A 25,629-nucleotide genomic window follows, 5' to 3' on the forward strand; every position below is an offset into this window, starting at 1 on the left:
CTTGTCCCGCAACTGAGCTTCATGTCGATGCGGACGCGCTCGGTTGGGGTGTTGCCTGCTCGTCTATCCGGCGAGGGCGATGTTGTGCAGGCGGGCGATGCCGAGCATGGCGTGGTGAACGCCGTCGCCCTTGAGCCGGCAGTCGCGGAGGATCTTCCAGGTCTTCATGCGGGCGAAGGCGTGTTCAACGCGGGCGCGTACCTGTTTGTGGGACTTGTTGTGCGCCTGCTTCCAGTCGGGCAGTTGCTCACCCTTGCGACGCCGGTGGGGCATGACCAGGCCGGTTCCCGGGTAGCCGCCGTCGGCGATTGTCATCGTGTTGCCGACGGCTGCTTTGGCACCGGATTCTTCCCATGCCTTGCAGTCGTTGCGGTTGCCGGGAAGCGGCCGGCCGACCACGACGACCAGACGGCTGTCGGCATCGATGACGACTTGGTTGTTGGTGGAGTAGCGGTAGTTCTTGGACTGTTCGGCCACCGTGTGGTCGCGGGTGGGCACCAGGGTGCCGTCCACGATGAGCACGGTGTCCTTGCGGAACCGCTTGCGGGGCTGGAGCGCGAGCAGAGGCCCGAGGTGGTTGATGACGCGGTCAGCCGCGGACTTCGAGACGCCGAACAGCGGGGCGAGCTGGCGCATCGTCAAGTTCGTGCGCCAGTACGCCGCGACCAGTAGTACCCGATTCTCCAGCGACAGACCCCACGGCCGACCTCGCCGTGCAGCGTCAGCACCGGCGCGCCGCAGTGCGGTCACCAACTTGCCCAACTGACGAGGGCTCAGCCCGGTAAACGGCTCTATCCAAGACGGCTCCGACACCGTGATCACAGCAACCACGCCGCGATCATCGCACTGGACTGGCATGCCCAGTCAGCAAGCCACCTTGCTTCAGTGAAACTCGTGGACCACCTGGATGCCGCCGACAATGTGGGCGTTGAAGTCCTCCAGCTCCTCAGCCGGAACCCAGAGCTCGAGGATCGTCTGCCCGCCGGCCTGCTGGACGGGATACCGACTCAAGAACACCGACTCAACCTCGAATCGGGTGACGAAGCCCGCACCGTCGTGCTTCACGTTCCAGTCCCGCGCAATCTTGATCGCGTAGTCCTCATTGAGGACCGGGTAGAAGATCGGCTGCTCGGGGAGCCGAGGGGGCCACGCACGCCAGTTCAGATCGCGGACCAAGTCCAGCTCCATGGGGCCGGTGGGGCGCCACAGGGTCGTCGTTGCTTGCTGGCTGGTCATGTGAATCGCTCTCTAAACCTGGGAAGCCGCTGGTACGGCTGGTTGAGAGACCGGACCCTACCGGCAACGTGAACTCAGCAGCTACCGAGTTTCCGCACCCGACCACCGCCGTGACCTGCAGTTGCGGGACAAGTCTTACGACCTCGTGCATGGTTGGCCGTGGCTCGGCCTCGGGTGGCTCGTTGAACTGGGCATGATGGGGGCTGGGGCGCGCGAATTGATCGTGGCGGAGTATCGGATTACTGGGTTGTCGCCGACGGTGATCGCTGAACTCGTCGCTGAGATAGGGCCGTTGTGGCACGCACAGCATCAGGTACGTCTGACGGCTCGGCCGCGGCGGCGGGCGGTAGGGGCCGGGGCGAAGCACAAGTTCGTCTTCATTGACCGACTGCTGGCCACTCTGGTGAGCCTGCGCCATGGCACCACGCATGACGTGTTGGCCTGCTGGTTCGGCGTGGACCGCTCCACCATCACCCGCGCCGTTAGCGAGGTGCGGCCTCTGCTCGCGCAGCGGGGCTGCACCGTCGCGCCGGACGTCCGGCTGAGTAGTCTCGCCGAGGTCATCGAGTTCCTCGGCGCCGGCGGTCGGACCGGGATCATCGACGGCACGGAGATCCGCGTGCGACGCCCGGCCGCTGGCCGCAAGGACCGGGACAAGTTCGTCTCCGGCAAGACCAAGCAGAACGCCGTGAAGTCCATGGTCCTCACGGACACCGAGGGGCGCGTGTTGTTCTGCAGCCCGGTACGGCCAGGCAGTTGCGCCGACATCACCCAGGCCCGGCAGCTGGGACTGGTTGCGGCCCTGGCCGACAGCCCGTTCATAGAGATCCTCGCGGATGCCGGCTACCAGGGCATGGGTGCGCAGACCGGTGGACGCGTGGTGACACCGCCACATCGCAAGTTCAAGAAGAACGCTCCCGCCTGGTACGAGGAGCGGCACGAACAGCAACGGAAGGCGCACTCTTCACGGCGCATCCACGTCGAGCACGGCATCGCACACCTCAAGAACTGGCGGGCTCTAGCCCGCCACCTTGGCCGCCGTGAACACATGAGTGACATCGTCCAAGCCGTCGCCGGTCTGCTCTCACACCAGCAGACCGCCACCCTCGACCACGGCCTTCGAGCGTGAACACCGACAACGCCACACACCTCGACGCGTCACGGCCAACCGTGCACGAGGTCGTTAGAGAGCTTGGGTGCGCCAGTACGTCACCCAGTCATGGGCGTTGCGGGCCATGTGCTTCTTCCAGTCTGCCGAGTCGTGGCGGGCGATCTCGTCCCATACGCGAGCGTTCGCCTCGGAGAACGCGGCGACCGATGCGTGTGGTGCTGCTGCCCATGACGGGACGTGCTCGCGTGCCCATGCGTCCGCGTCCTTGGCTGTGTGGCCGGCTTCCATGAGTCGCAGGATGAGCACTGCGGGGTCGATCCATGCGGCGCCGCGGGTGGGCCATGCCCAGTCGATGAGGTGCGCTCGGTCGTTGATGAGCAGGTTGTGCGGGGCGAGGTCGGTGTGCAGCAGGGTGTCGCCGGCGAGCTGCTCGATGCCGGCGGGGCCGGCGTACTTGCTCCATCGGTCCTCGGCGATCTTGAGGTCGTTGAGGTTGGGGCACGGGGTGTTCTGGAGTTCGGTCAGTGCCTGGGCGAGCAGCGGTAGGTCGCCTGAGTCGGGGGAGTAGTCGGCGTGTCGTCCGACGAGGTATTCGTATCCGAGCAGGTCCCATCCGGCGGTCTGGACGCGCCAGAGCAGCCGGGGGCAGGACGGCGGTAGATAGGGGTTGACTGCGGCTTCACGCTGCTGTGTGCGGGCCTGTGGGTGGTCGAGGGGGATGCCTTTGACGAACTGGGCGGGGCCGGCGGTGTGGGCCGTGACGGCGATGCCTGAATTTCTACCGCCGGCGACTGTCTCGGCGTGGTGGATGAGGCCGGTCTGTTCCTCCATGGCGCGGCGGGCGTCGAGGGGTAGGTCGTCCCAGTGGATGCGGTCTACGGGCATGTGGGGTTCCTGGGGGTGGACGGACGAGCCGCCCCCGACCCTATGACGGGTGGGGGCGGCTCGGTGGCGCGTGTCGATTTAGTACACCTGGTCGTCGCTTGCCGTGCAGGAGCAATCGGCACCTTCGGTGAACTCGCCGATGTTCGTGGTGATCCGGATCTCGTCGTCAGCGATTGGCCGGGACGTGATCGTGACGGGGAGCGGGCTGGCTGCGGTCGGGCGGGGCATGATCTCGAGTGACACGGGGCTGGTGGTGCGGGGCTCGATGGCGGTTGCCATGGGTCACCTCACTGGTTCGGGGTCGGGATGCTGGCAGTACATGTTTCGTGGTGCCTTCGCCTCCTGGTAGAGCTTGGCCATGGGGCGGCAGGTGGTGCAGCCGCCCGGGTTGCCGTCGGTGTCTTTCTGGCCGAACGTGCAGCCGGCGCAGCCTCCGGTGCGAAGTTGTAGGCCGTCGGCGATGCCGCCGAGGCGTTTGAGTCCCTGGATGCCTTCTTGCATCAAGGCGATGTGGGGGTCGCGGGCGATTTTGCAGATGGACGCGTGGCCGAACGGGTCGGCGTGGAAGAAGGTGTGTCCCGAGTTGCAGCCGGTGAAGATCTTGCGCGGGCGTAGGTACTTGGCGGCCTGCTCGGGGATGGGTGCTGCGTCGCCGGTGATGGTGGGCGACATGTTGGTGAAGACAGAGCACTCGCCGTAGCTCTCGGCGAGGGTCACCATTGCGTCGACCTGGTCGGCGTTGTCGGCTGCGACGATGACGTTCATTCGCATGCGCAGGCCGGCCTCGCGGGCGGCGTCGAGTCCGCGGGTGAAGCGGTCGAACGCTCCTCGGTTGCCGGTGAAGCCGTCGTACGTCTCTGCGGTCGCGCCGTAGATGCTCAGGGACAGGTGATGTGGTGGCCGACTGGTGAGCGTCTCCAGGATCTTCGGCTTGTGGAGCTGTGATCCGTTTGTGGAGATGGTCAGCATGATGCCGAGGTCGTGGGCGTACGCGTACGCCTCGAGGAACTCGCGGTCGATCAGCGGCTCGCCGCCCGTGATCTGAAGCCAGAGCACGCCGGCGTCACGCATGATGTTGAGCAGCCGCACCTTGTCGTCCCAGGGCATGCCCTCGAACCGTTTCAACCCGAGGTAGCAGTGCGGACAGTCGTAATCACAGCCTTTGTTGATCTCGTAGGACGCGCGGGCCATGCCGTATGGGGAGGGGGCGCGTACGAGGACGGTGTCGCGTAGGGGGCGGTGTGCGGGCAGGTCGAGGGCCCATGCCTGATGTGCGGCGTCGGCGAGCCACTGCGGCGCGTCATCGTCGGTACTCGCCGCCTTGCTGAGTTCGAGGTACCGAGTGAGCGGGATCTGCACGCCGGTGTCGTGTCCTGGGCGTAGGACGAGGTACTCGTCGAGGAACGGGCTTGCGATCAGTTGGTGCATACAACCTCCAGCGTCTCAATGCGCGGCGGTGCAGGAACGGGGCGCCGAGTGGACTGGTGCGAGGGGCAGCAGCAGCTCGTCGGGCACGAGGAATCGGTCGAACGGACGGACCGTCCACTCAACCCACGTTCCGTCACTGCTGATCGAGAATCCGCAGGGTTCGCCGCGGTGCAGTGCGCCCATGGCTTGCAGACAACCGCCGGCGTCGGTCCAGTCCAGCGCGCGGTGTTGTTCGAGAGGCGGGAGGGTCTGCGCCAACCGCCGTACCGTGACACGGATCTTGCGGACCGCCTCGGCGGGAGTGTCGACGACGTAGCGCTCGGGACACTTTTTGATGTTGAAGTCTGTTTCGTAGCTGGTGTGCTCACACCAGAATGCGCGTCTCAACTCGACTGCGAGGCGCGGCGCTTGCTGCGGCACTCCCGCCTCACGCTGCTCTACCGAGTTGGATGGGGCGCGCATGTAATGCCCTCCTGCCGCAGTGTCACAGTTGCCCCCTCCCCACCTGAAGGCGTGGTGCAGGGGGGAAGGGGGCAACCCTCGGGCCTCTCCCCAACAAGTGCAGAGACAGGGAGAGTTACCGCCGTTCCGGGCACGGCCTCGCCGAGGAATCAGCCCGGTGTGGCGACACAGTGGGAAGATAGCGCGAGCTACAGATCCGTATCAACTGTTTGACGTCTAATGGGTGAGACGGCATATGCCGATGATTGATACGGCAGAAATAGGCGACCCCCCGCCGAGAAGGGCAGGGGGTCGGTCGCGCGCGTGGGGGAGCTAGAGGAGGTGGTCGAACTCGCTCGCCTTGGCTCCGGCGAGGAACGCCGACAGCTTCGCTCGGGTGGTCCTGATCACTACGTCGGGGTTGTCGCTCTCGCGTACGAGGATCTCGTCGCCCTGCGTCGCGAGCTCCAGGCAGTTGCCCTCGGAGTCCGTCGAGAACGAGGACTTTTGCCACTGAATTTCCACTATTCCCACGCCTTCATACTTGTTGTGCTATTTCATAAATAAAGTCGCGTGACTTCACGGCGTCGAGGGCCCTCTCTTCGGTTCGGTCCAGGACCGCCCGATAGTTGGCGAGGCGCGTCTCTGCGTCGAGGAACGCGGGCCCGTGTGGGGTGTCCGTCTGTACGGTGTCGAGCTGCGGAACCGGTCCGTACGCATAGAGTGTCGAACTTCCGGCGTTCGGGAAACCGCCGACGGCGAACGGGACCACGCGCACGGTCACGTTGTTCCGATCGGACTCCTTCAAGAGGTAGTCGAGCTGCGCGCGGGCGATCTTCCGTCCGCCGAACTCCATCCGCAGTGCTGCCTCATGAATCAAGAACGTGCATGCCGGCGGGGACGGGCGGTCGAGTACGTCTCGGCGCCTCAGTCGGTGCGAGAGTCGTCGACGGAGGTCCGGGTCACTCAGGGGCGGCACTGCTTCCTCGAACACGGCGCGAGCGTAGTCCTCCGTCTGGAGCAGGCCGGGCATGTGCATGATCTGCACGGCGCGTAGTGCGGTGGCGTGGTGCTCAAGCTCGGCGAGGTCAAGTGCGCCGACGGAAAGGTCGCCGCGGTAGTCCTCCCACCAGCCTTTTCCGCGCTCCTCGGCTATGGCGGCGAGCGCCTCGACATATGGAGCGTCGGGGCAACCGTAGTGTCCGGCCCAAGCGCGGACCCGTTCACCACTCACGCCGAAGCGGCCCGACTCGGTGTTGCTGATGCTGGTTCGATCGGTCCCCAACTGGGCCGCGGCATCGACGAGCGTGAGGCCGGCGTGCTCCCGGATCTTTCGCAGTTCAACACCCAATCGGCGCTGACGTGCGGTCGGCGCCTTCCTTGGTGGCATCGGCTCCCCTCCTGTCGGGTCTCAGTGTGACTCGTGCCCTAACGAGGGTCCACCTCGTTCTATGGTTTATCCATTGGGGTACAACTTGTGAGACGCATCCGCTACCGTCTTCAGCAGCACAGCGCAGCACGCCGGTAAAACCGCAGTGCAGCCGTTGACGCGCGCCCGGCGGGGCTGCTGCGTCGTTCTTGAGGCCGAGCCATGGTGGCGGGCAGCGCGCGCTACAACCGCGTTGGGAGACGACGAAATGCCTACAGCTTTAGTACGTCCTGCACCACCGGGAACTATCTCCACAACCAGCTATCGCCTTTCTACGGCGAATGCGGACACCGCCCCCGCCGTACTCCGTGATCTGGTCGGCGCCCTGCTCCGCACGACCGGGCACGAGACGCTCGCAGAATCCGCTCGGCTCTGCACGAGCGAAGTGGTCACGAACGTCTATCGCCACACGTGCGCGCTACTCGTTCACGTCGAGGTGACCGTCGACGCGCAAGGCGTCACGGTGTATGTGCACGATGACCAACCGCGCGATCTACCGATGCCCCCCGAGATGAGCGACGGCGAGGGAGGGCTCGGGCTCTACCTCGTCAACGACTTCGCCGAGAGCTGGGGGACCACCTTCTACGGCGGGTTGATCCCGAAATCAAAGGCCGTATGGTTCCGCCTCGTTGAGGGAGGCAGGGCGACTCATGATCCGGCCTGACACCGTGCACGTGTCCAAGAGGGAGCGTGCCGACACCTCCGCGGATCTGTGGCTGCACTTCGACATGCGTCTGCTCGTTGAGCTTGCGCCCGAGCTGGCGCGCTCCCTCGTCTTCGAACTCGCCGATGAGTTGGGTCTGTTCGTTTCTCCCCGCTCAGTTGTTGCGGAGGTCTCGCCGTGACGTCAGCCGTGCTCGACCGCACTCTGTGGGGAGTCGTTGCCCTGTCTGTCGGCCTGGCGCTGCTCGCACTTCTTGCGATCTATACGTCGATGCCGAGTCCGCACCGCGCGCAGACGCCACCCCCGATCGACCGGGACGGATACACCTACACCTGCTACTGCTACAGCGATCCGGTACGGGTGAAGATCCTTGCGCCTTCCAAGTCGAGGCGTGCCGCCCGGCACGGACGTCACGCCCGCCCCGATCGACCGTCGCAAGACCGCCGCATCCGACCACACCATGTCTCCCTCGCGGGGGCGGATGGCGGAGGGAAAGGGGGGACCGTTCCCGTGACGGTGGCCGCATAGGTACGCCTGCACGGTGACCCCCAACCATGACCCCTGTCGGCCACGGCCGGCGGGGGTCAGTCATGCCCAAGCGAAAAAGCGCGCCCCCGTCCCCCGGCATTGAGGACAGAGTCAAGGGCTCTCTTTTCTCACGGAGTTGGGCGAGTGCGGCGAGGATGAGGCCGGCCAGTCCGGTAAGGGCACCGATGCTGGGGAGCGGCCACCCCCGGCGTTCAAGCTCGTCGAGGCGTGCCGCGAACTCGTCTAGTGCTGTGACCGCATAGGTTCGCCGGGTCGGTGGTTGTGACGGTTGGATGTGCGGTGACATCCGATCCGACCGCTGGAGGCGCGGTGGCCGATCCTGTCCGTGTGCGCAGACTTACCGACCAGGAGGGGCAGAAGCTGCAGCAGGTCGTGCGCCGGGGCAGCACCAGTTCGGTGCGTTACCGGCGGGCGATGATGCTGCTGGCCTCGGCCGGCGGGAACCGGGTGCCGGTGATCGCCCAGCTGGTGCAGGCCGACGAGGACACCGTCCGGGACGTGATCCACCGCTTCAACGAGATCGGCCTGGCCTGCCTGGACCCTCAATGGGCGGGAGGCCGTCCCCGCCAACTCAGCGATGACGACGAGGACTTCGTCGTCACGACGGCCACTACCCGACCGGTCAAACTCGGCCAGCCCTTCACCCGCTGGTCGTTGCGCAAGCTGGTCTCCTACCTGCGCAAAGTGCACGGCCGGTTGATCCGTATCGGCTGCGAGGCATTACGCGGCCTGCTCGCCCGCCGCGGGATCACCTTCCAGCGGACCAAGACGTGGAAGGAGTCCCCCGACCCGAGCGCGACGCCAAGCTCGACCGGATCGAGCACGTCCTGGAACTCTTCCCGGACCGGGTGTTCGCGTTCGACGAGTTCGGTCCGCTGGGCATCCGCCCCACTGGCGGCCACAGCTGGAGCCCCTCCAATCACCCCGAGCGGCACCCGGCCACCTACCACCGCACCCACGGCGTGCGGTACTTCCATGGCTGCTACTCGGTCGGCGACGACACCCTGTGGGGCGTCAACCACCGCAGGAAGGGCGCTGGGAACACACTGGCCGCGCTGAAGTCCAACCGCGCCGCACGGCCCGACGGCGCCCCGATCTACGTGATCCTGGACAACCTGTCCGCCCACAAGGGCACCGACATCCGACGCTGGGCGAAGAAGAACAAGGTCGAGTTGTGCTTCACCCCGACCTACGCCTCGTGGGCGAATCCGATCGAAGCGCACTTCGGACCGCTGCGGCAGTTCACCATCGCCAACTCCCACCACCCCAACCACACCGTTCAGACCCGGACCCTGCACGCCTACCTTCGCTGGCGCACTGCCAATGCCCGCCACCGTGACGTCCTGGTCGCCGAACGCAAGGAACGCGCCCGCATCCGCAGCGAGAAAGGCATCCGCTGGGGCGGCCGACCGGCTCTCGCCGCATGATCAGACAACATGGCGAGCGTTTCAGGTCACAGCACCACCTCCGCCGCGGATCTGTCTGGGCTACTTGACCAGCCGGAAGGCGGGGTGCCCAACCCAGGCCCGCAGGAACTCCGCCGATCCCAGCGCCATCCAGTCGTCGCCCGCGATCCCCAACACCCCCGGAAGGCCAGCGACGACCGACGCCTGTCCATCCAGCAGCTCGACATTGACCACGCCCCCGATGACGTCCATGACAGCGGCGGTCAGCAGGGCCGTGGCCACGTGGTCGATCTCGCGATTGCAGCAGGCGCTGACATTGACGGCATGGGTCGGTCTGAAGCCGAGGATGGCCTCCACCTCGGGCTCGTCCGCGTGCTCAGCCTCGAAGGTGCTCTCGTCGCCGACCCCCGGCCCCATCAAGTAGACCAGGAAGGGCCGACACCAGTCCTCGCGCTGCGGATTGAATCCCACCAGGGCTGCGAGCTCCTCGTCCGCGATGGTGTTGCCGAGGAGTGGAAGCGGGAACGGCTTTCGCCAGTCCTTCTCCCGCCTGTCCTCGACGCCCAGTCGCTCTGCGGGCACGTTGACGTCGAAGAATCCGGGCCGCCTTTCGGCGAAGTGGGAGGAGAGCCCCACCATCAACGCGCGGAACTCCCGCAGCGCAGCCGGGGAGAGCGGCTCCGCCAACTCGATCACCAACGTCGGACCAGACATGCTGGGAGCCTAGTTTGATCGGCTCCGCGACTGCTCAAATTCTTCCCACACCGAGCCCAGCCGGTCCGAGCACCGACGCCGCCACCCCGGCGAACCTATGCGGTCAGAGCACTAGCCGCTCGTCGGTCTGGTCGCTGCGCTGTACGAGCAGGGCGAGCGCACCATCGATGTGGGCGAACTCCACCTCGACCGTTCCGCTCCGTCGAGCAGGTCAGCCACGCAGCGCCCGCCGAACCCTGCGCAACGGTCAACTCGCTGATGACCGTGGCCTCGCGGTTTGCCGGGTTTTCAAGGAACTTCGCCTTCCGACCGGGAGAGTGTCGGGCGGTGAGGTCCTCGTGTACGCGCGCGGCTTATGGGGTGACGCCGGCGACGAGGTCGTGCTCGTCGACGGTGGCCACGCCGGAGCGGTCGAGGGTGCCCTCGGCGATCGAGACCTCTTTGCGGGACTCGGCGAGCAGGTGCTCGGCGCCGAGCAGCAGTCCGCGCACGGCGCCGGCCAGAGCTCGGCCGAGGGCCTGGTCGGCGTTCCATCGGATGCGTGCGCGGGGGCGGCGGCTCATTCGCAACTCACCTCCGTGCAGGCCGGAACCGGGAGGCCCGGGGCGGTGTGGTGGGCGACGGTGATCGCGGTTGTGGTGCGGCTGTCGGGCAGCGTGACGCGCGAGTCGGGCGGACAGACGAGGCCGGGGGCGGTGATGAAGGTCGCCGCGGCGGTGACCTTGCGTCCGTCCGGGGCGCGCACCATGTGCGGGGAGGATTCCACCTGGCAGGGTGTGCTCGTCGCCCGCGCGCGGCCTCGATCGCGTCCTGCGACGGGCGCGGCGCGGCGGAGGGGAGATTGCCGGCGCCGGGCTGCTCGCGCTCGCGCTCGCGCCGGCGGATGAGTTCGGGATGGTCGGACAGGTGGCCGCGCATCCGGCCCTGCCACGCGCGCACGCGTGCATCGGCCGCGTGTTTTGCCTCGGGGGTGGTCGCCGCGGCGGCGCGGTTCTTCCACTTGCGAATGCCGCGCTCGATGGCGCGCTGCTTCTGCGTCGCCTTGTACCCGTCGGGGTCCTCGGACGCGTCCTCGGGAACGCGGGTCAAACCAGGGAGGTAAGCGGCGACGGAGTGCCGGGCAGTTGGGATGCTGAAAGCCTGCTTGGCGTGCTGCGTCGAGTGAGCCGACCACGTGCACGCGCACGGTGCGGCCGTCGTCGAGGGCGTGCTCGACGTCTACCTCGTGCGGTCCGTCGGGGCCGTCGATGCTCAGCACTTTGCCCTCGTACGGTCGACAGATGGGGCACCCGTGCGGCGCGTTCGAGACGGGGCCGAGGCCAGCGGCGCGCAGTCGGTCGGTGTGCCCCCCACCGCGGCTCGACCGACCGAGGTACGGGTCGCCATCTCCGCGTATGAGGTCATCTGCCACACGCGCCCGCTCTTGTCGACGAACGTGCGAAATCCGAGGTCGGAGAACCGTTCCATGGCGCGTTGCCACTGGTCGTTGAAGTGGCGGCTGAGCTTTTCCGGCGAGGTGTAGTGCTCGGTGCCGGCATGGCGAGGCTCGGTGGGCATCATGGACTCGGCCCCGAACAGGCTTCCGGGGCGGACGAAGGACTGCATACGTGTGACGAAATCGGCGAGAGGGCGGTGGTGGTTGGCACTGCAATGCCAGGAGAGCTTGGTGTGCCCGCGGACCTGTCGCGTCAGCAGCATGGCTTCGGTTCGGGTCTCGCCGAGTGCATCTGTGGGCACGTCCGTGCCTGGAGGCCTGCCCGAGCCGCCGAGCCCCTGATCACCACATACCCGGAAGGGACGCCAGACAGTGAGCTCGTTGGTGGCGCCGTGATCGACCGGCCTTCCGTGCGGCTTGTCATCACCTACTGATGTGGGTGGGAACGGCCGAGGCGCGGCCCCACCTATCGAAGCGAGAGACGAGCTTTGGCGGACTGCTTTCCTGGACAGGTCCTCGTGCAATACAACTCGCAAGCCGTCCGTGCGCTGCCTCGGCTCCGCATCGAGGCCGCACGCGCTGCGCACTCAGCGCTCAGACACCTGTATGCGCAATCTGCTGGTGGTCGGGTGCGCACGCATAGCCTCCGGGGCCTACGCAGGCCCCCTTGGTCCGTTGGTCCGTGACCCCACCTGCGCAGCCGTCCACGAGCACTGCGCATCCACTGCGCACTCGATGTGCGCAGTGCTAGTGCGTATCACTGTGACCTGCGGTGGGCGGGTCTTGCGCAGGTGTGGTCGGGTCCATGGTCGGGGTGCTGCGCAGGTGTGGTCGGGCTCATGGTCGGGGTGCTGCGCAGGTGTGGTCGGGCTCATGGTCGGGGTGCTGCGCAGGTGTGGTCGGGCTTATGGTCGGGCCTTGCGCGGACGGCGCGCGCTGCGCAGGGTGTTTACAAGGGCGGCGAATGAGTCCATGGGACTGCGGTGGCGGGGTCTTGGACGGGGTGCCAGACCGGTGCGGAAGGGCCGTTGTTGCGCAGGTCTGTCAGCGATGCCGCGAGGACGGGAACGTAGCGCAGGAAGCTGACCGCCGCCGGGTCCCTTGCAGCTGCACGGAGGGCGCGGATGCGGGTGGTGATGCCGACGGGGCCAGTGCCGTCCAGGACGAACAAGACGCGGGGGAAGAGCGGATAGTGCCGCCGCCACTCTTCCTGCACGGGGTCCTGCGCGATGGCCGGTCGGCGGCGCGCGATGGGTGTCGAGATGTAGCCGTGGAGGCGAGTGTAGGCGCCGATTTTCGCGGCCAGGCGTTCCGGGCCCATGGTGGCCCGGTCGACCTCGACGAAGGCCCGCAGCATCGCCCCGTCGTCGCCATCGGCGGGACCGCGCCGGTAGTACATGAGGGCGTCGGGTATGACGGCCTCGCCGCCGCCAAGGGAGTGGTGGACCTCGAGGATCCAGTCCAGTGGTCGGCACAACTCGCCGCGCCGGCGCGCGTCCTCGAGGAAGGCGAGCGCGGTCTCGGTCACCGTCAACGTGTGTCCGACCTGCAGCCGTGCGGCTGTCGGATCGGACAGCGTCCTCGGTGGTCGTCGTCCGCGCAGCTCCGGCCACTCCGAGGCGATTTGCGCGCCGTACGAAGTCGGGAACCACACGCGCAGCCGTCCGGCCCGGGGCAGGGTGATGCGGTCGATCAGTCCCTCATCCCGTAGCTTGGCCATCCGTCGCCGCGTCTGCTCGACGCGCACCCCCGGCGCGATCACCCGGTGCATCTGCTCGGTGGTGGCCATCCGGTACTGCGTCAGCACCGCCAGCGCCAGGTGATCCCCACCGCCTGCATCCACGTCCGTCATCGTCGGCCTGCCTCTCGTGTTCAGGGAGCGCCGTCATGCTCGGCGCCACGCGTACGGCCACAGCAGCAGCTGACCCCGACCACACCTGCGACCACAAAGACCCGACCACGGTCACGATGCGACAACCCCCCTGATGACCAGGCTGACAACCCCGCCGACAACCCCCGCGACAGCCGTCAGTACCCTGCGCGCCATGGGCGGCATATCCGCAGGTCACCACAGTGATCACGGCGTGGTCGCCAGCCCGACATCCCCCTCTGCACACCCCCGCGCTCGCCCCGAATCAGAAGAAAAGCAGGTGACAGGGGACGGCGGGCGAATGGGCGGGCGCGTGCCGCCGGGGGATCGAGGCGCCGTTTCCCATGTTGCGCGCCGGCGACCGCCGACGCGCTCGCGCGCCGAACCCGGCGCACACCAGCACCACCACGCACCACCGGTGTCCGGGCATCAGGCACGTTCGCCCCGGCCAGCGACGTGTAAATATGCGCGAGCCCGAGCCCCACACGCCTCAGCCGGATTCCCCGAACCTTCTCCGGAGTGTCAGTGCCGGTCCGTGCGCTCGACAGCATGGTGGGGGACGAACTGCGCGAAGAACCACAGGGCGAGCGGTCCGACAAGGGGAGCGGCAGCGAGACCTGGCAACGGCTGAGCGCGTACGCCTACCTCAGCGCACCCGAGCGACTGGAGTACGTCGCGGCGATGCGGGTGTTCTGCGGCACCCTGCTCGCGGACCTCGCCGTACCCGACGTGCTCGCCAAACTGGCACAGCCCGGACACTCGGCGGCAGTGCTCGACGCGGAGACACTCACCGCCCGGCTCGAACAGCTCGTGCGCTGGGGCAATCTGCTGCGCAGCACGCACACGGTCACAGCGACCAGCATCGCCGAGTACCAACGCTCCCGGTCCCGCTACCAACTGTCAAAACTGGGCGAACGAGTGCAGCGCGACGCCGACGAGGTGCTGGCGGGAGCGGACGCCGCGTGAGGTCAGCAGCGAGCTACTCACCCTCGTCGACCGGGGACTCAAAGAGATCGCCGCCCTGGCCGCCGCGCAAGGCGGCGCAGACCCGCAGCAGGCACTGGAAAGGATCAGCACCCTCTTCGCACAGTTCGCCGAATTCGCAGAGTCGATACGGGACTTCTACGCCTACCTCGGCCAGGTGCTCGCCCGCTACGACCTCGACGGAGCCGAGTACCAGGGGTTCAAGGAACTGCTGCTCGACTACTCCGACCTGCATCGGCCGTTGATGCTCCTCGCACCTTCCTGACCAGCCCGGCAGACCTCAGCCGCTAGCCCGCCCGTAGTTCGCGTCGAGAGGTAGCGCCGCAGGGCCCCGGCTCAGGTCGGTGCCCATCACTGCGCCCGGGTGGTCGAGCACGTGACCGGGTCATTGAGACTCCGCCGACCGCGCCCGTCAGCTAGCCGAAGTCCTCCCCAGCACAACACCTCTGGGCACACTTCCATGCACGTGGCACATCGCGTTAGGGCGTAGCACCCTTGTACAGCAGAGGCTCCACGTCTAAGTCCGAGCACCACAGCGGTAGTAGGGGCGTGCCACCGACGACAACAGTGCTCGTCGAGGACGCTTCGGTGGTGCTCGCGAAGCCGCTAGGCCGGGATGAGGAATGCGCAGCCTTACACGAGCGCAGGCACCTCGACCCCGGACGTCGGGTGAATGAGCGACCGCAGCTTCTCGCGAGTCTCCGGATCCGTCGAGTAGACGATCGTGCCGACCATGCCCCGGGTCAGCAGCACTTTGTAGGTGTTCCGGATGAGCCGGTCGATGTCTGCGTCGGACGTCGCCTTCGTGAAGGACGGGTCCTTCGAGGCTGACCGGTCCACGACCCAGCGGTCCGTTCGCCACACCAGGTCGGGGCCGATGATTACGCCGGACCAGTCGTATTCGAAGCCCTGCGCGGTGTAGACGCAGCCGACTTGGCCGAAGCCGGCTGGATCGGTGGCCCATAGGGGCGCGGGCGGCGCCCCGAGCAGGGATCGGTCGCCGTACACGTTCCAGGGGCGGGCCCACTGGCCGATGACGACGTCGGTGGGCAGCGTCGTCATGTCGGGGGTGACCTTGGTGGTCCACTTCCAGCAGTAGCCGGCCGACATTCGGGCGCCGTAGTCCTCTTGGCGGCGCGCGATGAGGAAGTCCTCGAGTTCCTGGGGACTTTCGGCGGTCAGCAGCTCGAACTTGCCGTCCGGCTCCCACTGGCCCGGCGTACCGGCCTCCAGGCCGAGCAGGTCGACGACCCACTTCTCGTACGCGTCACTGCCGCCGCAGCGGAACTGGCTGTCCAACTCCACCACCGTGCATTCCAGGCCCTGTTCGGCGGCGGCCTGCTTGATCTCCTCCTTGGTTCCCATCTCGCCGGGACGTACCACCTGGTGCTGGTCGAGCAGGAACACCGGTACCCGGGCCGCCTCGATCAGCTCCGCCACCTGAGGGCGGCCAGTGCGCAGCGCCGCCTTGGTGTAGCGGTTGGCGGACGTCTTCCGGAGGCGGTGGGCCTCGTCGCAGATCAGTACGTCGAGGTCGTTCGGCTCCGCGTCCATGAAGCTGTTGAAGTACTTGAACAGCTGCTGGACCTCGGGCTTCTTGGCCCCCGCTACCCTGCGCATGGTCTTGGTGAACGACGCCGACCCGGTCGCGTGCAGAGCGGGCACCCCGCGCCGGTACAGCTCGCCCAGCAGCGACATCGCGATCACGCTCTTGCCGGAGCCGGGACCGCCGGTCACCACGACTACCTGCTTGTGGTTCGACCGCTTGGCCTTGCGAACGGCCGACATCACCTTCTCGTAGGCGACCCGTTGCTCCGCGATGAGTACGAACTGCTCGCGGTCGCGGATCTCGGCCGCCGCGACGGCCATCAGCTGCTTGGAGGGCCGGATTTTGCCGTCGATCAGCACGTCTGCCGCCCCCGCCCCGGGCTTCGCGGCGAGCCGCGAGCGCAGGAAGTCCAGGAAGGCGCCGCGCTGTTCGCCGGTGTACATCCGGCCGTGCTGGTCCTCGGTGACGGTGCGCAGCCCGGCGATCCCGAACTCGGTCGCGTTGTGCAGGAACGCCACCCCGGCCAGCGACTTGGGCATCCGCTCCAGCGCCCCGTTGAACGACAGCAGGTACTCGCAGTAGCCACGTACCTGCTCGATGGGGTTGAGGACCGGCTCCGCGTACGCGTCGATCCGGCACAGCAGCGGCTCGTCCTCCTCCGGGTACGCCGCGCTCCACTGCTTGAGTTCCACGACGACGTACGACGGCTCGCCCGTGGTGGGGTGCACACCGGCGAGTACGGCATCCGCGCGCTTGCTGGTGAGGGGCAGGCTGTACTCGACGAGGACTTCGACGTCGTCGAGCCCGGCATCGAGGAGGGCGTTGACGAGCGCGGGGAGGCTGCGTTCCCAGGACCGTATCTCCGCCTGTGCGGGACTCCGGCGGTGCTGGTGACGGAAGTTCTCGGTCAGGTGCAGCGCCAGCGACCCTTCGAGGATGCGGGCGGCCACGGATGCCGCGGACTCACGGAACAGCAAGAAAATGCCCCCAGGCAGCACGAAGAAGACTCGTGCGGGTGGGGGCATGTCCTCCGATGTCCGCGCGCAGGCGGATCAGGAAGCCCGTCGGGCCGCTGAGATGGTTCTCGCCATCCTAGGTGAGTATGTGGATCACGAGGAGGGGATGGGCGGGTTTGGGTTGGCGCGGCTGCGGGCGTCAGTAGCCACCATGGATGCCTCAAAGCCCAAGCTCTGTGCGACGAATCGGCCGTCTGTCTCCGCCACTTCCACTCCATGCCGCTCGACCTCAAATGACATGGCGTCCGACCTCAGCTCTTCGGTTCGCCGAGTGCCGCCCTGAGCCAGTCCAACGACCCCGTCTCCAGCACCGCGTCAGCCAGCGCTTGCCCTGTCTTGGTGACGATCCGAACCCGGCTGTTGTCGATCCACCGCTGAGCATTGGCGTAGCCCTGGGCGCGGTACTCGATGCCCTGGATCATGCACTCCAGCTTGTCGGCGTCCCGTGCGCAGATCGCTTCCGGGGACTCCTTGGCCTCGTACTCGGCGACCAGGTCGCGTACGGCTTCGGCCAGGAGGGCGGGCATGCCGGTGACTTGGTCGGCGGTGATGTCGCGGGGGTCGGGTTCTCCGACGGTGTACTTCTTGCCGAGGTGGTTGACGTCTCCTGTGCGGGATTCCTGGGAGTCGTGCCAGACGGCGAGGAATGCGGCTTGGGCCGGGTCGGCGCCCTTCAGCTTTGCGATGATCGTTGCGATGAGGGCGGTGCGTTAGGAGTGTTCGGCGACCGACTCGGGGTGCTGCACGCCGACCATCCACCATCCGGTGCGGGCGGTGTTCTTCAGCGTCCCCGCTTCGTACAGGAAGTTGGCAACCGCGGTCAGGTCCTCGGACACCGTGGGCTCCTCTCACGCCTCGGCGAGGCGGATCGCGTACCGGATTGCTTTCGCCCGCACAGGTCAGAGGCCATTGTCGCGAACCATGTAGCTGTCCCCGGCGTACAGCCCGACTCGTCTGCCGGCTGGGCACCGAACAGCCGCGGCCAATTCACGCACCGGAGCCCCAAGCCTCGATCAGCCGCTCAGGCTCATACGTAGCCGCCAGCCCATCCACCGTGAACCCAGAGCGGGACACCGCGACCAGTGGGGTGTCCTCGTCGGCGCCGGGTACGGCCAGGGCGTCTCGGGCCAGGGCGGACAGGGCGCGGTGGTCGAAGGGGCCGCGTTCGTGCCACTTGATCGAGCCGACGAAGCCGATTTCGCGCGCCGGTGAGCGGTCCGCCCCCACCAGGTCCACCTCGGGATTGTTCGTACGGGGCCACCAGCCGCCCACCTCCCGGACCTGCGGCCAGGTGTCGTCGGGGAGAAGTCGGGCCAGTGACTCCCTCACGACGGGTTCGATCGCTCGGCCGCGCCATGACGTCCATCCGCGTTCGATCGCCTCGGCGACGATTCGGCTGCGTCCGCGCTCGATCTCCGGGATTCCCTGTTCGAGGAAGGCTAGCCAGAAGCGGAGGTAGGGGTCGGCGACGCGGTAGCGGCGGTCGCGGTCTCCTGGGCGGGTGGAGAGAGGGGTGTCGACGGCGATTAGGCGTTTGTCCGCGAGGGTGCGTAGGGCCGGGTTGAGTGAGCCGGGCGGGAGTGGTCGGTCGGCTGCTCCGGCTTTCGCGGCGATCGTGCCGAAGGTTCGCTCGCCGCTGCCGATCACGGAGAGTACGTGTCTGGCCTGGAGGGCGGTGGGGAACTCGGCGGCCAGCATCCGTTCGCCGGAGACGAGGAGTGGGGAGGTGGGGTCGTCGAGGGCGCGGGAGAGGAAGTCGACGCGGGTCTCGCCTTCCTGCCACTCCTGGCAGACGAGTGGTAGTCCGCCGGTGATCAGATGGGCGTCGAAGGCGTCCGCGGCCGGGAGGCCAGTCATCGCCATGACCTCGGAGGGGGAGAGGGGCGCGAGTACCATCTCGACGCCTCGCTGATGGAACGGGCGGCCGTAGGCGGAGAGTTGCTCCATCATGGCCAGGTCGCTGCCGATGAGGATGAGTAGCACGGGTTTCCGGCTCAGTACCCGGTCCCAGACGGTCTGCAGGGTGCCTTCCAGTACCGGGTCGCCTTCGAGCATCCAGGGCAGCTCGTCGAGTACGACGATGCTGGGGGCGTCGTCCGGGAGCACCGCGGCGAGCTGGCGAAGGGCCGTGTCCCATTCGGCGACGGTTGTGACGCCGGCGAGGAGCTCGGTTTCGGGCAGCGAGGAGTGCCTGACCTCGGCGAGGAAGCGGGCCCGTTCCCGGTGGGCGTCCTCGCCCCGGGTGGCCTGGTGCACGACGTACGGCACCTGGGCGCGCTCGCAGAAGAGGTCTACGAGTCGGGACTTCCCGACCCGGCGTCGGCCGCGGAGCAGCAGGGCCCGGCCGCGCTGGTCGCCCCGGCCGTCGCGTACCCAGGCGAGGTGGCGTTCCAGGGCGGCCAGCTCGGACTTGCGGCCTACGAAGCCTGGCATGGGTCACCCTTCGAGTTTGCTCATATTGAACATACTCAAGTGAACCATAGTATGGATGGATCGAGTAGTTGATTGGTTGCTTCGCGTGACGGGCTCTCGCGGTCACGCCAACGGATCACCGGTCATCGTCCTCGTCGTCAAGCCTTCGAGACGTGGCGTGCATCCGGAGGGTGGACGCGCGCTTCGCGCCGCTCAAGCCCTGGACAGGGAGAGCGCCCCGGCCGGGCTCTCCGTGCGCGGTCGTCCTCCGCCCTCGTGCCCCCAACCTCCCTCCCATTGCTGGGAGTTCCCGGGGAGTCTCATGTGCGGGGTGTGAATGGCGTGCTACGTAAGGTAAACATGCGTGGGATGGCTGAGAAACTTTTTCGAATTGACCACGAAATCTCCTCAAGCCGTCGGAGGATGTGTGACGGCAAGGGTGCGGGCTGACGGGCACGCGCTGCTGGCGGCCATGTTTGGTGTTTGCTTATTCGCTTTGGTGTGGGTGCGCAAGAAGGTTTTTTGCTGTCCTGGTGCGGGGTTTTCGCCATGCGGCAATTTACGTAATAAGCCCAGGGGGGCTCTCGTGTACGGGTTTTCGCGGAAGGCTGCCGTCTGCGCGGCGGCGTTGTTAGTCACGTTTCTGGCGCCTGTGACCGGGGCCAGAGCTGATGAGTTGGAACCGAGAATCGACCTCAGGGTGTTGGTGGTCGATGACGGTGGCGCGGCTACCGAGGCTGTTGCGGCTGAGCTCGAGGGAGCTGGGACGCCGTACACCGAGGTTGATTTGAATGACGCCGGGAGGTCGCAGATCGACGCGGGCTTTCTGAGCGACACCGTCGACGGGCGGCCGAGGGCGAAGTTCCAGGCCGTGGTGCTGCCGAACGACAACCCCTTCGGGGCGGGGTCGGGGGAGATGGCGGCGCTTACGGCGTACGAGCAGACGTATGGGATTCGGCAAGTCGACGCGTACACGTATGCCCAGCCGGCCGTGGGGCTCAACTGGGCGCAGGATCCTGGGTACATGGGGTCGCTGGACGGTACGACGGCGCAGGTGACGGCCGCCGGGTTGGCCGGGCCCTTCGGGTATCTCGACGGTGCGGTTCCGTTCGAGGACAACTCGGCCGAGGTGTCGGAGAGTTACGGGTTCCTGGCGGTGCCGCTCGCCCAGCAGGCGGAGGGGGCGGAGTTCACGACCTTCGTGGAGGCGCCGATTCCCGGTACCGCGGTGAGCGGGTCGCTGATCGGGGAGTACGCGCACGACGGGCGCCGGGAACTCGTGGTGACGTTCGTCTACAACGAGGCTCAGCAGCAGTACCGGCTGCTCGCGCGCGGCATCGTGGAGTGGATGACGCAGGGCGTCCATCTGGGCGCCGACCGCAACTACTTCGCGGTGCACGTCGATGATGTCTTCGGTGCCGATGACCGTTGGGACACCGAGCTGAACTGCACACCCGGAGACGTGGACTGCACCGGGGGTGAGGGGACCGAGGATCCGATCCGGATGACGGTCGCGGACGCCCAGTACGCCAAGCAGTGGTCGCAGGAGCACGGTCTGACGCTCGACTTCTTGTTCAACGGCGCGGGCAGCGAGACCTACAAGGACGAGAACAGTGGCGTGGACGCGCTCACCGATCAACTCGTCGCGGACAAGGACGCTTTCCGGTGGGTGAACCACACCTACGACCACCCGTTCCTGGGCTGCGTGCAGAACGTGACCGTTGTGCCGTGGGTGTGCTCCACCGACTCGGCCGGGAACGTGCAGTGGGTCAGCCAGGCGGAGATCACCGCGCAGATCGCGGACAACGTGAACTGGGCCGCAGGGAAGGGCCTGACCCTCGACAACACCGAGCTCGTCACGGGTGAGCACTCGGGCATGAGGGTGCTTCCGCAGCAGCCCGACGACAACCCGAACCTGGCGCCCGCGCTCGCCGCGACCGGAGTGACCTCGCTGGGCAGCGACAACTCGCGTGACCCGCAGCAGCGGCAGGTCGGCCCGGCGCTGACGGTGCCGCGCTTCCCGATGAACATCTTCTACAACGCGGGCAAGGCTGCGGAGATGGTGGACGAGTACAACTGGATCTACACCAGCGCCGCCGACGGCGGCAGCGGGATCTGCGACGGCTCCACGACGACCACCTGCCTGGACGCCCCGCTGGACACCGCGACGGGATACGCCTCGTACATCGTTCCGACCGAGAGCCGGATCGCGCTCGGCCACGCGCTGTCGAACAACCCGCGCCCGCACTACATCCACCAGTCGAATCTCGCCGAGGAGCGCATCGCCTACCCGGCCCTCGAGAAGGTCCTGAGCGACTACGCGGGCCTCTTCGCCGACAGCACCCCGCTGGTCAACCAGGGGCTGAAGGACACAAGCGTCGAGCTGCAACGTCGGGCTGCGTGGGACGCCGCCGTCGACGGCGGTCAGGTCACCGCCTACCGGATCGGGAACACCGTCACAATCGACGCGCCCAGTGGGGTGCAGGCTCCGGCGACCATGCCCGCCGGGACGGCCGGCTTCGGCAGCCCGTACGCGGGCCTGAGATCCGGATGGGTCGACAGCGGCTCGCTGGAGCCGGCGGCCTTGGCGGCGCCGGCAGAGGTAGGGGCAGTGGCAGCGGCCGGGTAGACGCTCGCCCGGCAACACCGGCCGCCACCGGCAACACCGGCCGCCACCGGCAACACCGGCCGCCACCGGCAACACCGGCCGCCACCGGCAACACCGGCCGCCACCGGCAACACCGGCCGCCACCGGCAACACCGGCCGCCACCGGCAACACCGGCCGCCACCGGCAACACCGGCCGCCACCGGCAACACCGGCCGCCACGCGGCCGGAACCGCGGGCCTTGACCAGGCCCGCGGCATGAACTGACCGTTCCTTGGGGGGAATGAGACGCATGTCCACGCGAGAGCTCCTGCACGCCGTGCCGCCGCCAGGCACGGACGACCAGGCGGTGGTGACACTGCTGACGGAGGGAACGTATCCGCACCAGCACGGCGGGGTGAGTGTGTGGTGCGATCAGTTGGTACGGGGGATGCCCGACGTCGGCTTCAGGGTCGTCGCGATCACCGGGACCGGCCAGGAAGCGTTCGCGTGGGAGCTGCCCCCGAATGTGGGCGGGGTGGTCTCCGTACCCCTGTGGGGACCGGTTCCGGACGGACGCGCGCCGCGGGGGCGGCGGCTGCGCCGTTTCCTCGGCACGTACGAGCGGTTCCTGCTCTCGCTCCTCGAGCCCGGCTCGCCGACTGCCGGGGCGGACTTCGCCGACGGCCTGTACGCCCTCGCCGCGCGGGCCCGCAAGGGGGAACTGTCGGCGGCCATGCGCACCGAGGACGCGCTGCGCACCCTGACTGCCGTGTGGAACCGGCCGCACATAGCCGTGGCCGCGGCCCGGCCGACCCTGCATGACGCGCTCACCGCCACCGAACTCCTTGAGCACGCCCTGCGTCCGCTGTCCGTCGTACCGCCGGAGGGCGGAGTGGCGCACGCCGTCAGCGGGGGTCTTGCGGCACTGCCCGGGCTGATGGCCCATCAACTGCACGGCACACCACTGCTGCTCACCGAGCACGGCGTCTACCTCCGCGAGCGCTACCTCGGCTACCGCACGGGCGGTTACCGCTGGCCGGTGAAGTCACTGCTGCTCGGCTTCTTCCGGCTGCTGGCCCGGGAGACCTACGCCCGCGCCGCCCTCGTCACCCCGGGCAACCGCTACAACCGGCGCTGGGAGGAGCACGGCGGTACGGAGCCCGACCGGATACGCACCGTCTACAACGGGGTCGACCCCGGCGCCTTCCCGCCCGCCGGTCCCGAACCCGAACTGCCCACCCTCACCTGGGCGGGACGTGTCGACCCGATCAAGGACCTGGAGACGCTGATCCGCGCCTTCGCCCTTGTACGCGAGGAGTTGCCGCAGGCGCGGCTGCGGCTGTTCGGCGGTACCCCGCGGGGCGGGGAGGCCTACCGGGAGCGCTGCCAGGCCCTCGCCGAGGAGTTGGGGGCCAGGGACGCCGTGGTCTTCGAGGGCCGGGTGGAGGACATCCGCGACGCGTACGCGGCGGGCAACGTGGTGATGCTGTCCAGCATCAGCGAGGGCTTTCCCTTCACCCTCATCGAGGCCATGTCGTGCGGGCGGGCCACCGTCTCCACCGACGTGGGCGGCGTGCGCGAGGCGGTCGGCGACACCGGCCTCGTCGTACCGCCGCGCGAACCGCGGGAGATGGCGCGGGCGGCGCTTGAGCTGCTGCGTGATCCGTCGCGACGCGCGTCGATGGGCGAGGCTGCTCGGCTGAGGGTGATCGAACAGTTCACGCTCCGGCAGACCATCGACACCTTCCGCGGGATCTACGGCGAGCTCGCCGCGGGGTCTGCCACCGGGCGCGAGCGGTACGCCGAGTCCGGTGCCGCCGATGGACGTGAGCGGCAGCAGGAGCTTGCGGTGCACGGCGTACGGCGGGCGGGTGAGGCGGGGTGATCGCGCGGACGATCTGCTCTTTCCGCGGGATCCACGGCGAGCTCGCGGCCACCACCGCGGCCGGGTCCGACGCCGGATCCTCCACCAGGCCCGCCGCCGGATCACCCGCTGGGTACGCCGGCGACTTCGCCGCTGGGCGTGAGCGGTTCGCCGAGGGGTCGGCTGCCGGGCGCGGGCGGTTCGCCGAAGGGGCGGCCGACGGGCGCGGGCGGTACGTCGAGGGGTCGGTTGCCGGGCGGGAGTGGTCCGCCGAAGGGGCGGTTGACGGGCGCGGGCGGTTCGCCGAGGGATCGGCCGCCGGGCGTGAGCAGTACGTCGAGGGGTCGGTTGCCGGACGCGAGCGGTCCGCCGAAGGGGCGGTTGACGGGCTTGAGCGGTACGTCGAGGGGTCGGCCGACGGGGGCGAGCGGTTCGCCGACGAGTCCGCCGCCGGGCGCGAGCGGCACACCGAGGGATCGGTCGCCGTACGCGAGCACTCCGCCGAAGGACCCCCCGCCAGCCGCGAGCCGAACCACCACCCCCACGCCACACGGCAGGCAGGTGACCCGAAGTGAGCGGCCCCTTGCGCCTCCTGCCGGGCACCGGCGACACCGCACAGGAACACGCAGCCCGCCGCCGGTTCCCAGCGGGATGGCCGGACAACACAACTGACGGTCACGCCGGCCACGCCGGCCCCCACACCCCCGACTCCCTCCCCACCCTCACCCCCCGCCCCCTCCGCCGCCGTCGACCCTCCTGGGCCGAGGACCCTTTCGACGAGCTCGCCGAACGCCTGGCGGACGTGTGCGGTGCGGCCGTACACCCCGACGAGATCGCCGCCGTACTGGAGTCGGACGGGCTGACGCAGGAACAGATCACCGGCCGGTACGGACGGCGGGACCTCTTCGAGGTCGCCGAGGAGTTGTACGAACGGGTACCTCGCCGCTTCCCGGACCCGGAACCCCCGCCCGACCCCTGGCAGGCCAGCCCATGGCGGTGCGTATTGCGCGGGGCGGTCTTCGGACTACCCGGGCTGGCGTACGTACTTGGCGCCGGGCTTCTCGCGAGCGGTACCGGCGCGATCGCCGGGCTGGCCGCCTCCGCGCTGGTCGCCTGGGCGTGGAACCAGGGCCTGGCCCACCGCGCGTATGTGCGGCTCGCGAGTGGTGGCCGCCGTGCCGCCGCGCGCAGCCTGCGCGTCGGAGCACCGGTCGGCGCGCTGGGCGCGATGGCGGCAGGGTTGCTGCTGTCGGGGCCGGGCACGATGGCCGCGTTCGCCGCCGGGCAGGCGCTGTATCTCGCGGCGGGCACGGTGCTGTTGGTGCTGGGCCGTGAACGGGACCTGCTGCTCGCGCTCGCCCCGACGGTCGCCGGAGCGGCCTCACTGCTCCTGTGGGACCCCGGCCCGTTGGCCGTCACCGCCCTGCTCCTCGTCACCGTCGCGGCTGCGGTGCTGCTGGCGGCCCGCGAGATCGTACGGTCGGGGCGCACGGAGAGCACGGCGGGCCCCGGCAACGGGCCACCCGTCACCGCCTCCCTCCCGTACGCGCTGTTCGGCCTGGCGGCGGGGGCGCTGACGTTGATGGCCGCGTCCGCCGACGGGACGGCCGTGGTCGTACTCACCCTGAGCATGGGCGTGGCCGAATGGCTCCTCTACCGCTACCGGAGCCTCGGCCTCGCCGCCCTGCGGCACAGCACCACACCCAGGGGCTTCCAACTCCGCGCCGGGCGGGCGCTGTTGCTGTGCCTCGCCGGATATCTGGCGGTGCTGGCCGCGCCCACCCTGATCCGCGGGGTGTCGCCGGGGCCGCTGCTCGCGCTGGGAGCCGTCCTGTGGACCGCTCTGCTGCTCCAGGCCTTCGGAACGGCCTGGCCGCCCGCCGCGATCTGTCTGGCCGCGGCGCTGGGTGCGGCACTGGGCCCCGCCGCCGTCCGCCCGCTCGTCTGCGGCTGCGCCGCCGCCGCGCTGGTGCTCATCTCGTACGCCCTGCTGGGCCGGGCCACGGCCCACCGCTGAAGCCACTTCCGTTGAAGCCACTTTCGTCACC

At 68.3% G+C, this 25,629-nt stretch carries 23 protein-coding genes and 4 pseudogenes; 10 read left to right on the plus strand and 17 right to left on the minus strand.

The features are described from left to right. Positions 1-63: 63 nt before the first annotated feature. Both OG246_RS19175 and OG246_RS19180 read right to left on the minus strand, forming a co-directional pair. Positions 64-831: a transposase gene (locus OG246_RS19175; protein ID WP_266464490.1), complete on the minus strand. Its 768-nt coding sequence runs from the start codon at positions 829-831 to the stop codon at positions 64-66. Between the two features lie 51 nt (positions 832-882). Then, positions 883-1,236: a hypothetical protein gene (locus OG246_RS19180; RefSeq protein ID WP_266464493.1), complete on the minus strand. Its 354-nt coding sequence runs from the start codon at positions 1,234-1,236 to the stop codon at positions 883-885. A 121-nt stretch (positions 1,237-1,357) separates the two neighbouring features. Between OG246_RS19180 and OG246_RS19185 the strand changes: the two genes are divergently transcribed. Beyond that, complete coding sequence (locus OG246_RS19185; protein WP_266464496.1) at positions 1,358-2,365, plus strand: transposase; 1,008 nt, start codon at positions 1,358-1,360, stop codon at positions 2,363-2,365. A gap of 54 nt (positions 2,366-2,419) precedes the next feature. Here OG246_RS19185 and OG246_RS19190 read toward each other — a convergent pair whose 3' ends face one another. The 6 genes from OG246_RS19190 to OG246_RS19215 all read right to left on the minus strand — a co-directional run bounded on the left by OG246_RS19190 (position 2,420) and on the right by OG246_RS19215 (position 6,491). Then, on the minus strand, positions 2,420-3,232 hold the full coding sequence (locus OG246_RS19190) for an aminoglycoside phosphotransferase (RefSeq protein WP_266464499.1): 813 nt from the start codon (positions 3,230-3,232) through the stop codon (positions 2,420-2,422). 78 nt (positions 3,233-3,310) lie between these two features. Next, positions 3,311-3,511, minus strand: a complete 201-nt coding sequence (locus tag OG246_RS19195; protein ID WP_266464502.1) for a hypothetical protein — start codon at positions 3,509-3,511, stop codon at positions 3,311-3,313. Positions 3,512-3,514: 3 nt separating this feature from the next. Next, on the minus strand, positions 3,515-4,660 hold the full coding sequence (locus OG246_RS19200) for a radical SAM protein (protein ID WP_266464505.1): 1,146 nt from the start codon (positions 4,658-4,660) through the stop codon (positions 3,515-3,517). A 15-nt stretch (positions 4,661-4,675) separates the two neighbouring features. Beyond that, the gene (locus tag OG246_RS19205) at positions 4,676-5,122 is read right to left on the minus strand and encodes a hypothetical protein (protein ID WP_266464508.1); all 447 of its coding nucleotides are present in this window, start codon (positions 5,120-5,122) and stop codon (positions 4,676-4,678) included. Between the two features lie 312 nt (positions 5,123-5,434). Further along, positions 5,435-5,626, minus strand: coding sequence for a DUF397 domain-containing protein (locus tag OG246_RS19210; RefSeq protein ID WP_266470739.1), 192 nt, complete (start codon positions 5,624-5,626; stop codon positions 5,435-5,437). Between the two features lie 13 nt (positions 5,627-5,639). After that, the gene (locus OG246_RS19215; protein WP_266464511.1) at positions 5,640-6,491 is read right to left on the minus strand and encodes a Scr1 family TA system antitoxin-like transcriptional regulator; all 852 of its coding nucleotides are present in this window, start codon (positions 6,489-6,491) and stop codon (positions 5,640-5,642) included. Positions 6,492-6,738: 247 nt separating this feature from the next. Here OG246_RS19215 and OG246_RS19220 point away from each other — a divergent pair, with 247 nt between their 5' ends. The 3 genes and pseudogenes from OG246_RS19220 (at position 6,739) to OG246_RS19230 (ending at position 9,170) form a co-directional block, all read left to right on the plus strand. Continuing rightward, a complete protein-coding gene (locus tag OG246_RS19220; protein ID WP_266470741.1) occupies positions 6,739-7,194 on the plus strand; it encodes an ATP-binding protein in 456 nt (151 codons plus the stop codon). Further along, the gene (locus OG246_RS19225) at positions 7,181-7,375 is read left to right on the plus strand and encodes a hypothetical protein (RefSeq protein WP_266464514.1); all 195 of its coding nucleotides are present in this window, start codon (positions 7,181-7,183) and stop codon (positions 7,373-7,375) included. The genes OG246_RS19220 and OG246_RS19225 overlap by 14 nt, the downstream gene beginning before the upstream one ends. Positions 7,376-8,052: 677 nt before the next feature. Then, positions 8,053-9,170 (plus strand): annotated as a pseudogene (locus OG246_RS19230) (IS630 family transposase). Positions 9,171-9,230: 60 nt separating this feature from the next. Here OG246_RS19230 and OG246_RS19235 read toward each other — a convergent pair. The 6 genes and pseudogenes from OG246_RS19235 to OG246_RS19260 all read right to left on the minus strand — a co-directional run bounded on the left by OG246_RS19235 (position 9,231) and on the right by OG246_RS19260 (position 13,150). Continuing rightward, positions 9,231-9,863 carry a DUF6368 family protein gene (locus OG246_RS19235; protein ID WP_266464517.1) on the minus strand — a complete coding sequence of 211 codons (633 nt, stop codon included), beginning with the start codon at positions 9,861-9,863 and terminating at the stop codon, positions 9,231-9,233. Between the two features lie 353 nt (positions 9,864-10,216). Then, entirely contained in the window at positions 10,217-10,426 is a 210-nt protein-coding gene (locus OG246_RS42805; RefSeq protein ID WP_323178322.1) for a hypothetical protein, read from the minus strand. Next, on the minus strand, positions 10,423-10,629 hold the full coding sequence (locus OG246_RS19245) for a hypothetical protein (protein ID WP_266464520.1): 207 nt from the start codon (positions 10,627-10,629) through the stop codon (positions 10,423-10,425). The genes OG246_RS42805 and OG246_RS19245 overlap by 4 nt, the downstream gene beginning before the upstream one ends. A 149-nt stretch (positions 10,630-10,778) precedes the next feature. Then, positions 10,779-10,994: pseudogene (locus OG246_RS19250) on the minus strand (phage minor capsid protein); the annotation flags it as partial. A gap of 120 nt (positions 10,995-11,114) precedes the next feature. Continuing rightward, positions 11,115-11,600 carry a phage minor capsid protein gene (locus OG246_RS19255; protein ID WP_266464523.1) on the minus strand — a complete coding sequence of 162 codons (486 nt, stop codon included), beginning with the start codon at positions 11,598-11,600 and terminating at the stop codon, positions 11,115-11,117. 647 nt (positions 11,601-12,247) lie between these two features. Further along, positions 12,248-13,150, minus strand: a complete 903-nt coding sequence (locus OG246_RS19260) for a replication-relaxation family protein (protein WP_266464526.1) — start codon at positions 13,148-13,150, stop codon at positions 12,248-12,250. A 537-nt stretch (positions 13,151-13,687) separates the two neighbouring features. Here OG246_RS19260 and OG246_RS19265 point away from each other — a divergent pair. Together OG246_RS19265 and OG246_RS19270 are read left to right on the plus strand one after the other, a co-directional pair. Next, a complete protein-coding gene (locus OG246_RS19265; RefSeq protein ID WP_266464529.1) occupies positions 13,688-14,134 on the plus strand; it encodes a DUF2397 family protein in 447 nt (148 codons plus the stop codon). 46 nt (positions 14,135-14,180) lie between these two features. After that, complete coding sequence (locus tag OG246_RS19270) at positions 14,181-14,417, plus strand: DUF2397 family protein (RefSeq protein ID WP_266470743.1); 237 nt, start codon at positions 14,181-14,183, stop codon at positions 14,415-14,417. A gap of 368 nt (positions 14,418-14,785) precedes the next feature. On the opposite strand, the gene OG246_RS19275 is transcribed toward OG246_RS19270, so the two are convergent. The 3 genes and pseudogenes from OG246_RS19275 to OG246_RS19285 form a co-directional block, all read right to left on the minus strand. Further along, entirely contained in the window at positions 14,786-16,678 is a 1,893-nt protein-coding gene (locus tag OG246_RS19275) for a DUF2075 domain-containing protein (protein WP_266464532.1), read from the minus strand. 290 nt (positions 16,679-16,968) lie between these two features. Then, positions 16,969-17,553: pseudogene (locus OG246_RS19280) on the minus strand (HD family hydrolase). Between the two features lie 151 nt (positions 17,554-17,704). Further along, positions 17,705-19,150: a DUF234 domain-containing protein gene (locus tag OG246_RS19285; protein WP_266464535.1), complete on the minus strand. Its 1,446-nt coding sequence runs from the start codon at positions 19,148-19,150 to the stop codon at positions 17,705-17,707. Positions 19,151-19,757: 607 nt separating this feature from the next. Here OG246_RS19285 and OG246_RS19290 point away from each other — a divergent pair. The 4 genes and pseudogenes from OG246_RS19290 to OG246_RS19305 form a co-directional block, all read left to right on the plus strand. Beyond that, a pseudogene (locus tag OG246_RS19290) lies at positions 19,758-21,683 on the plus strand (hypothetical protein); the annotation flags it as partial. A 344-nt stretch (positions 21,684-22,027) separates the two neighbouring features. Next, complete coding sequence (pelF, locus tag OG246_RS19295) at positions 22,028-23,602, plus strand: GT4 family glycosyltransferase PelF (protein WP_266464538.1); 1,575 nt, start codon at positions 22,028-22,030, stop codon at positions 23,600-23,602. Further along, positions 23,599-24,156 carry a hypothetical protein gene (locus tag OG246_RS19300; protein ID WP_266464546.1) on the plus strand — a complete coding sequence of 186 codons (558 nt, stop codon included), beginning with the start codon at positions 23,599-23,601 and terminating at the stop codon, positions 24,154-24,156. The genes pelF and OG246_RS19300 overlap by 4 nt, the downstream gene beginning before the upstream one ends. Continuing rightward, positions 24,153-25,598, plus strand: a complete 1,446-nt coding sequence (locus OG246_RS19305; RefSeq protein ID WP_266464549.1) for a hypothetical protein — start codon at positions 24,153-24,155, stop codon at positions 25,596-25,598. Before OG246_RS19300 ends, OG246_RS19305 begins: the two co-directional genes overlap by 4 nt. Positions 25,599-25,629 lie beyond the last annotated feature (31 nt).

The sequence above is a fragment of the Streptomyces sp. NBC_00620 genome, assembly GCF_026341825.1.
Taxonomy (GTDB): domain Bacteria; phylum Actinomycetota; class Actinomycetes; order Streptomycetales; family Streptomycetaceae; genus Streptomyces.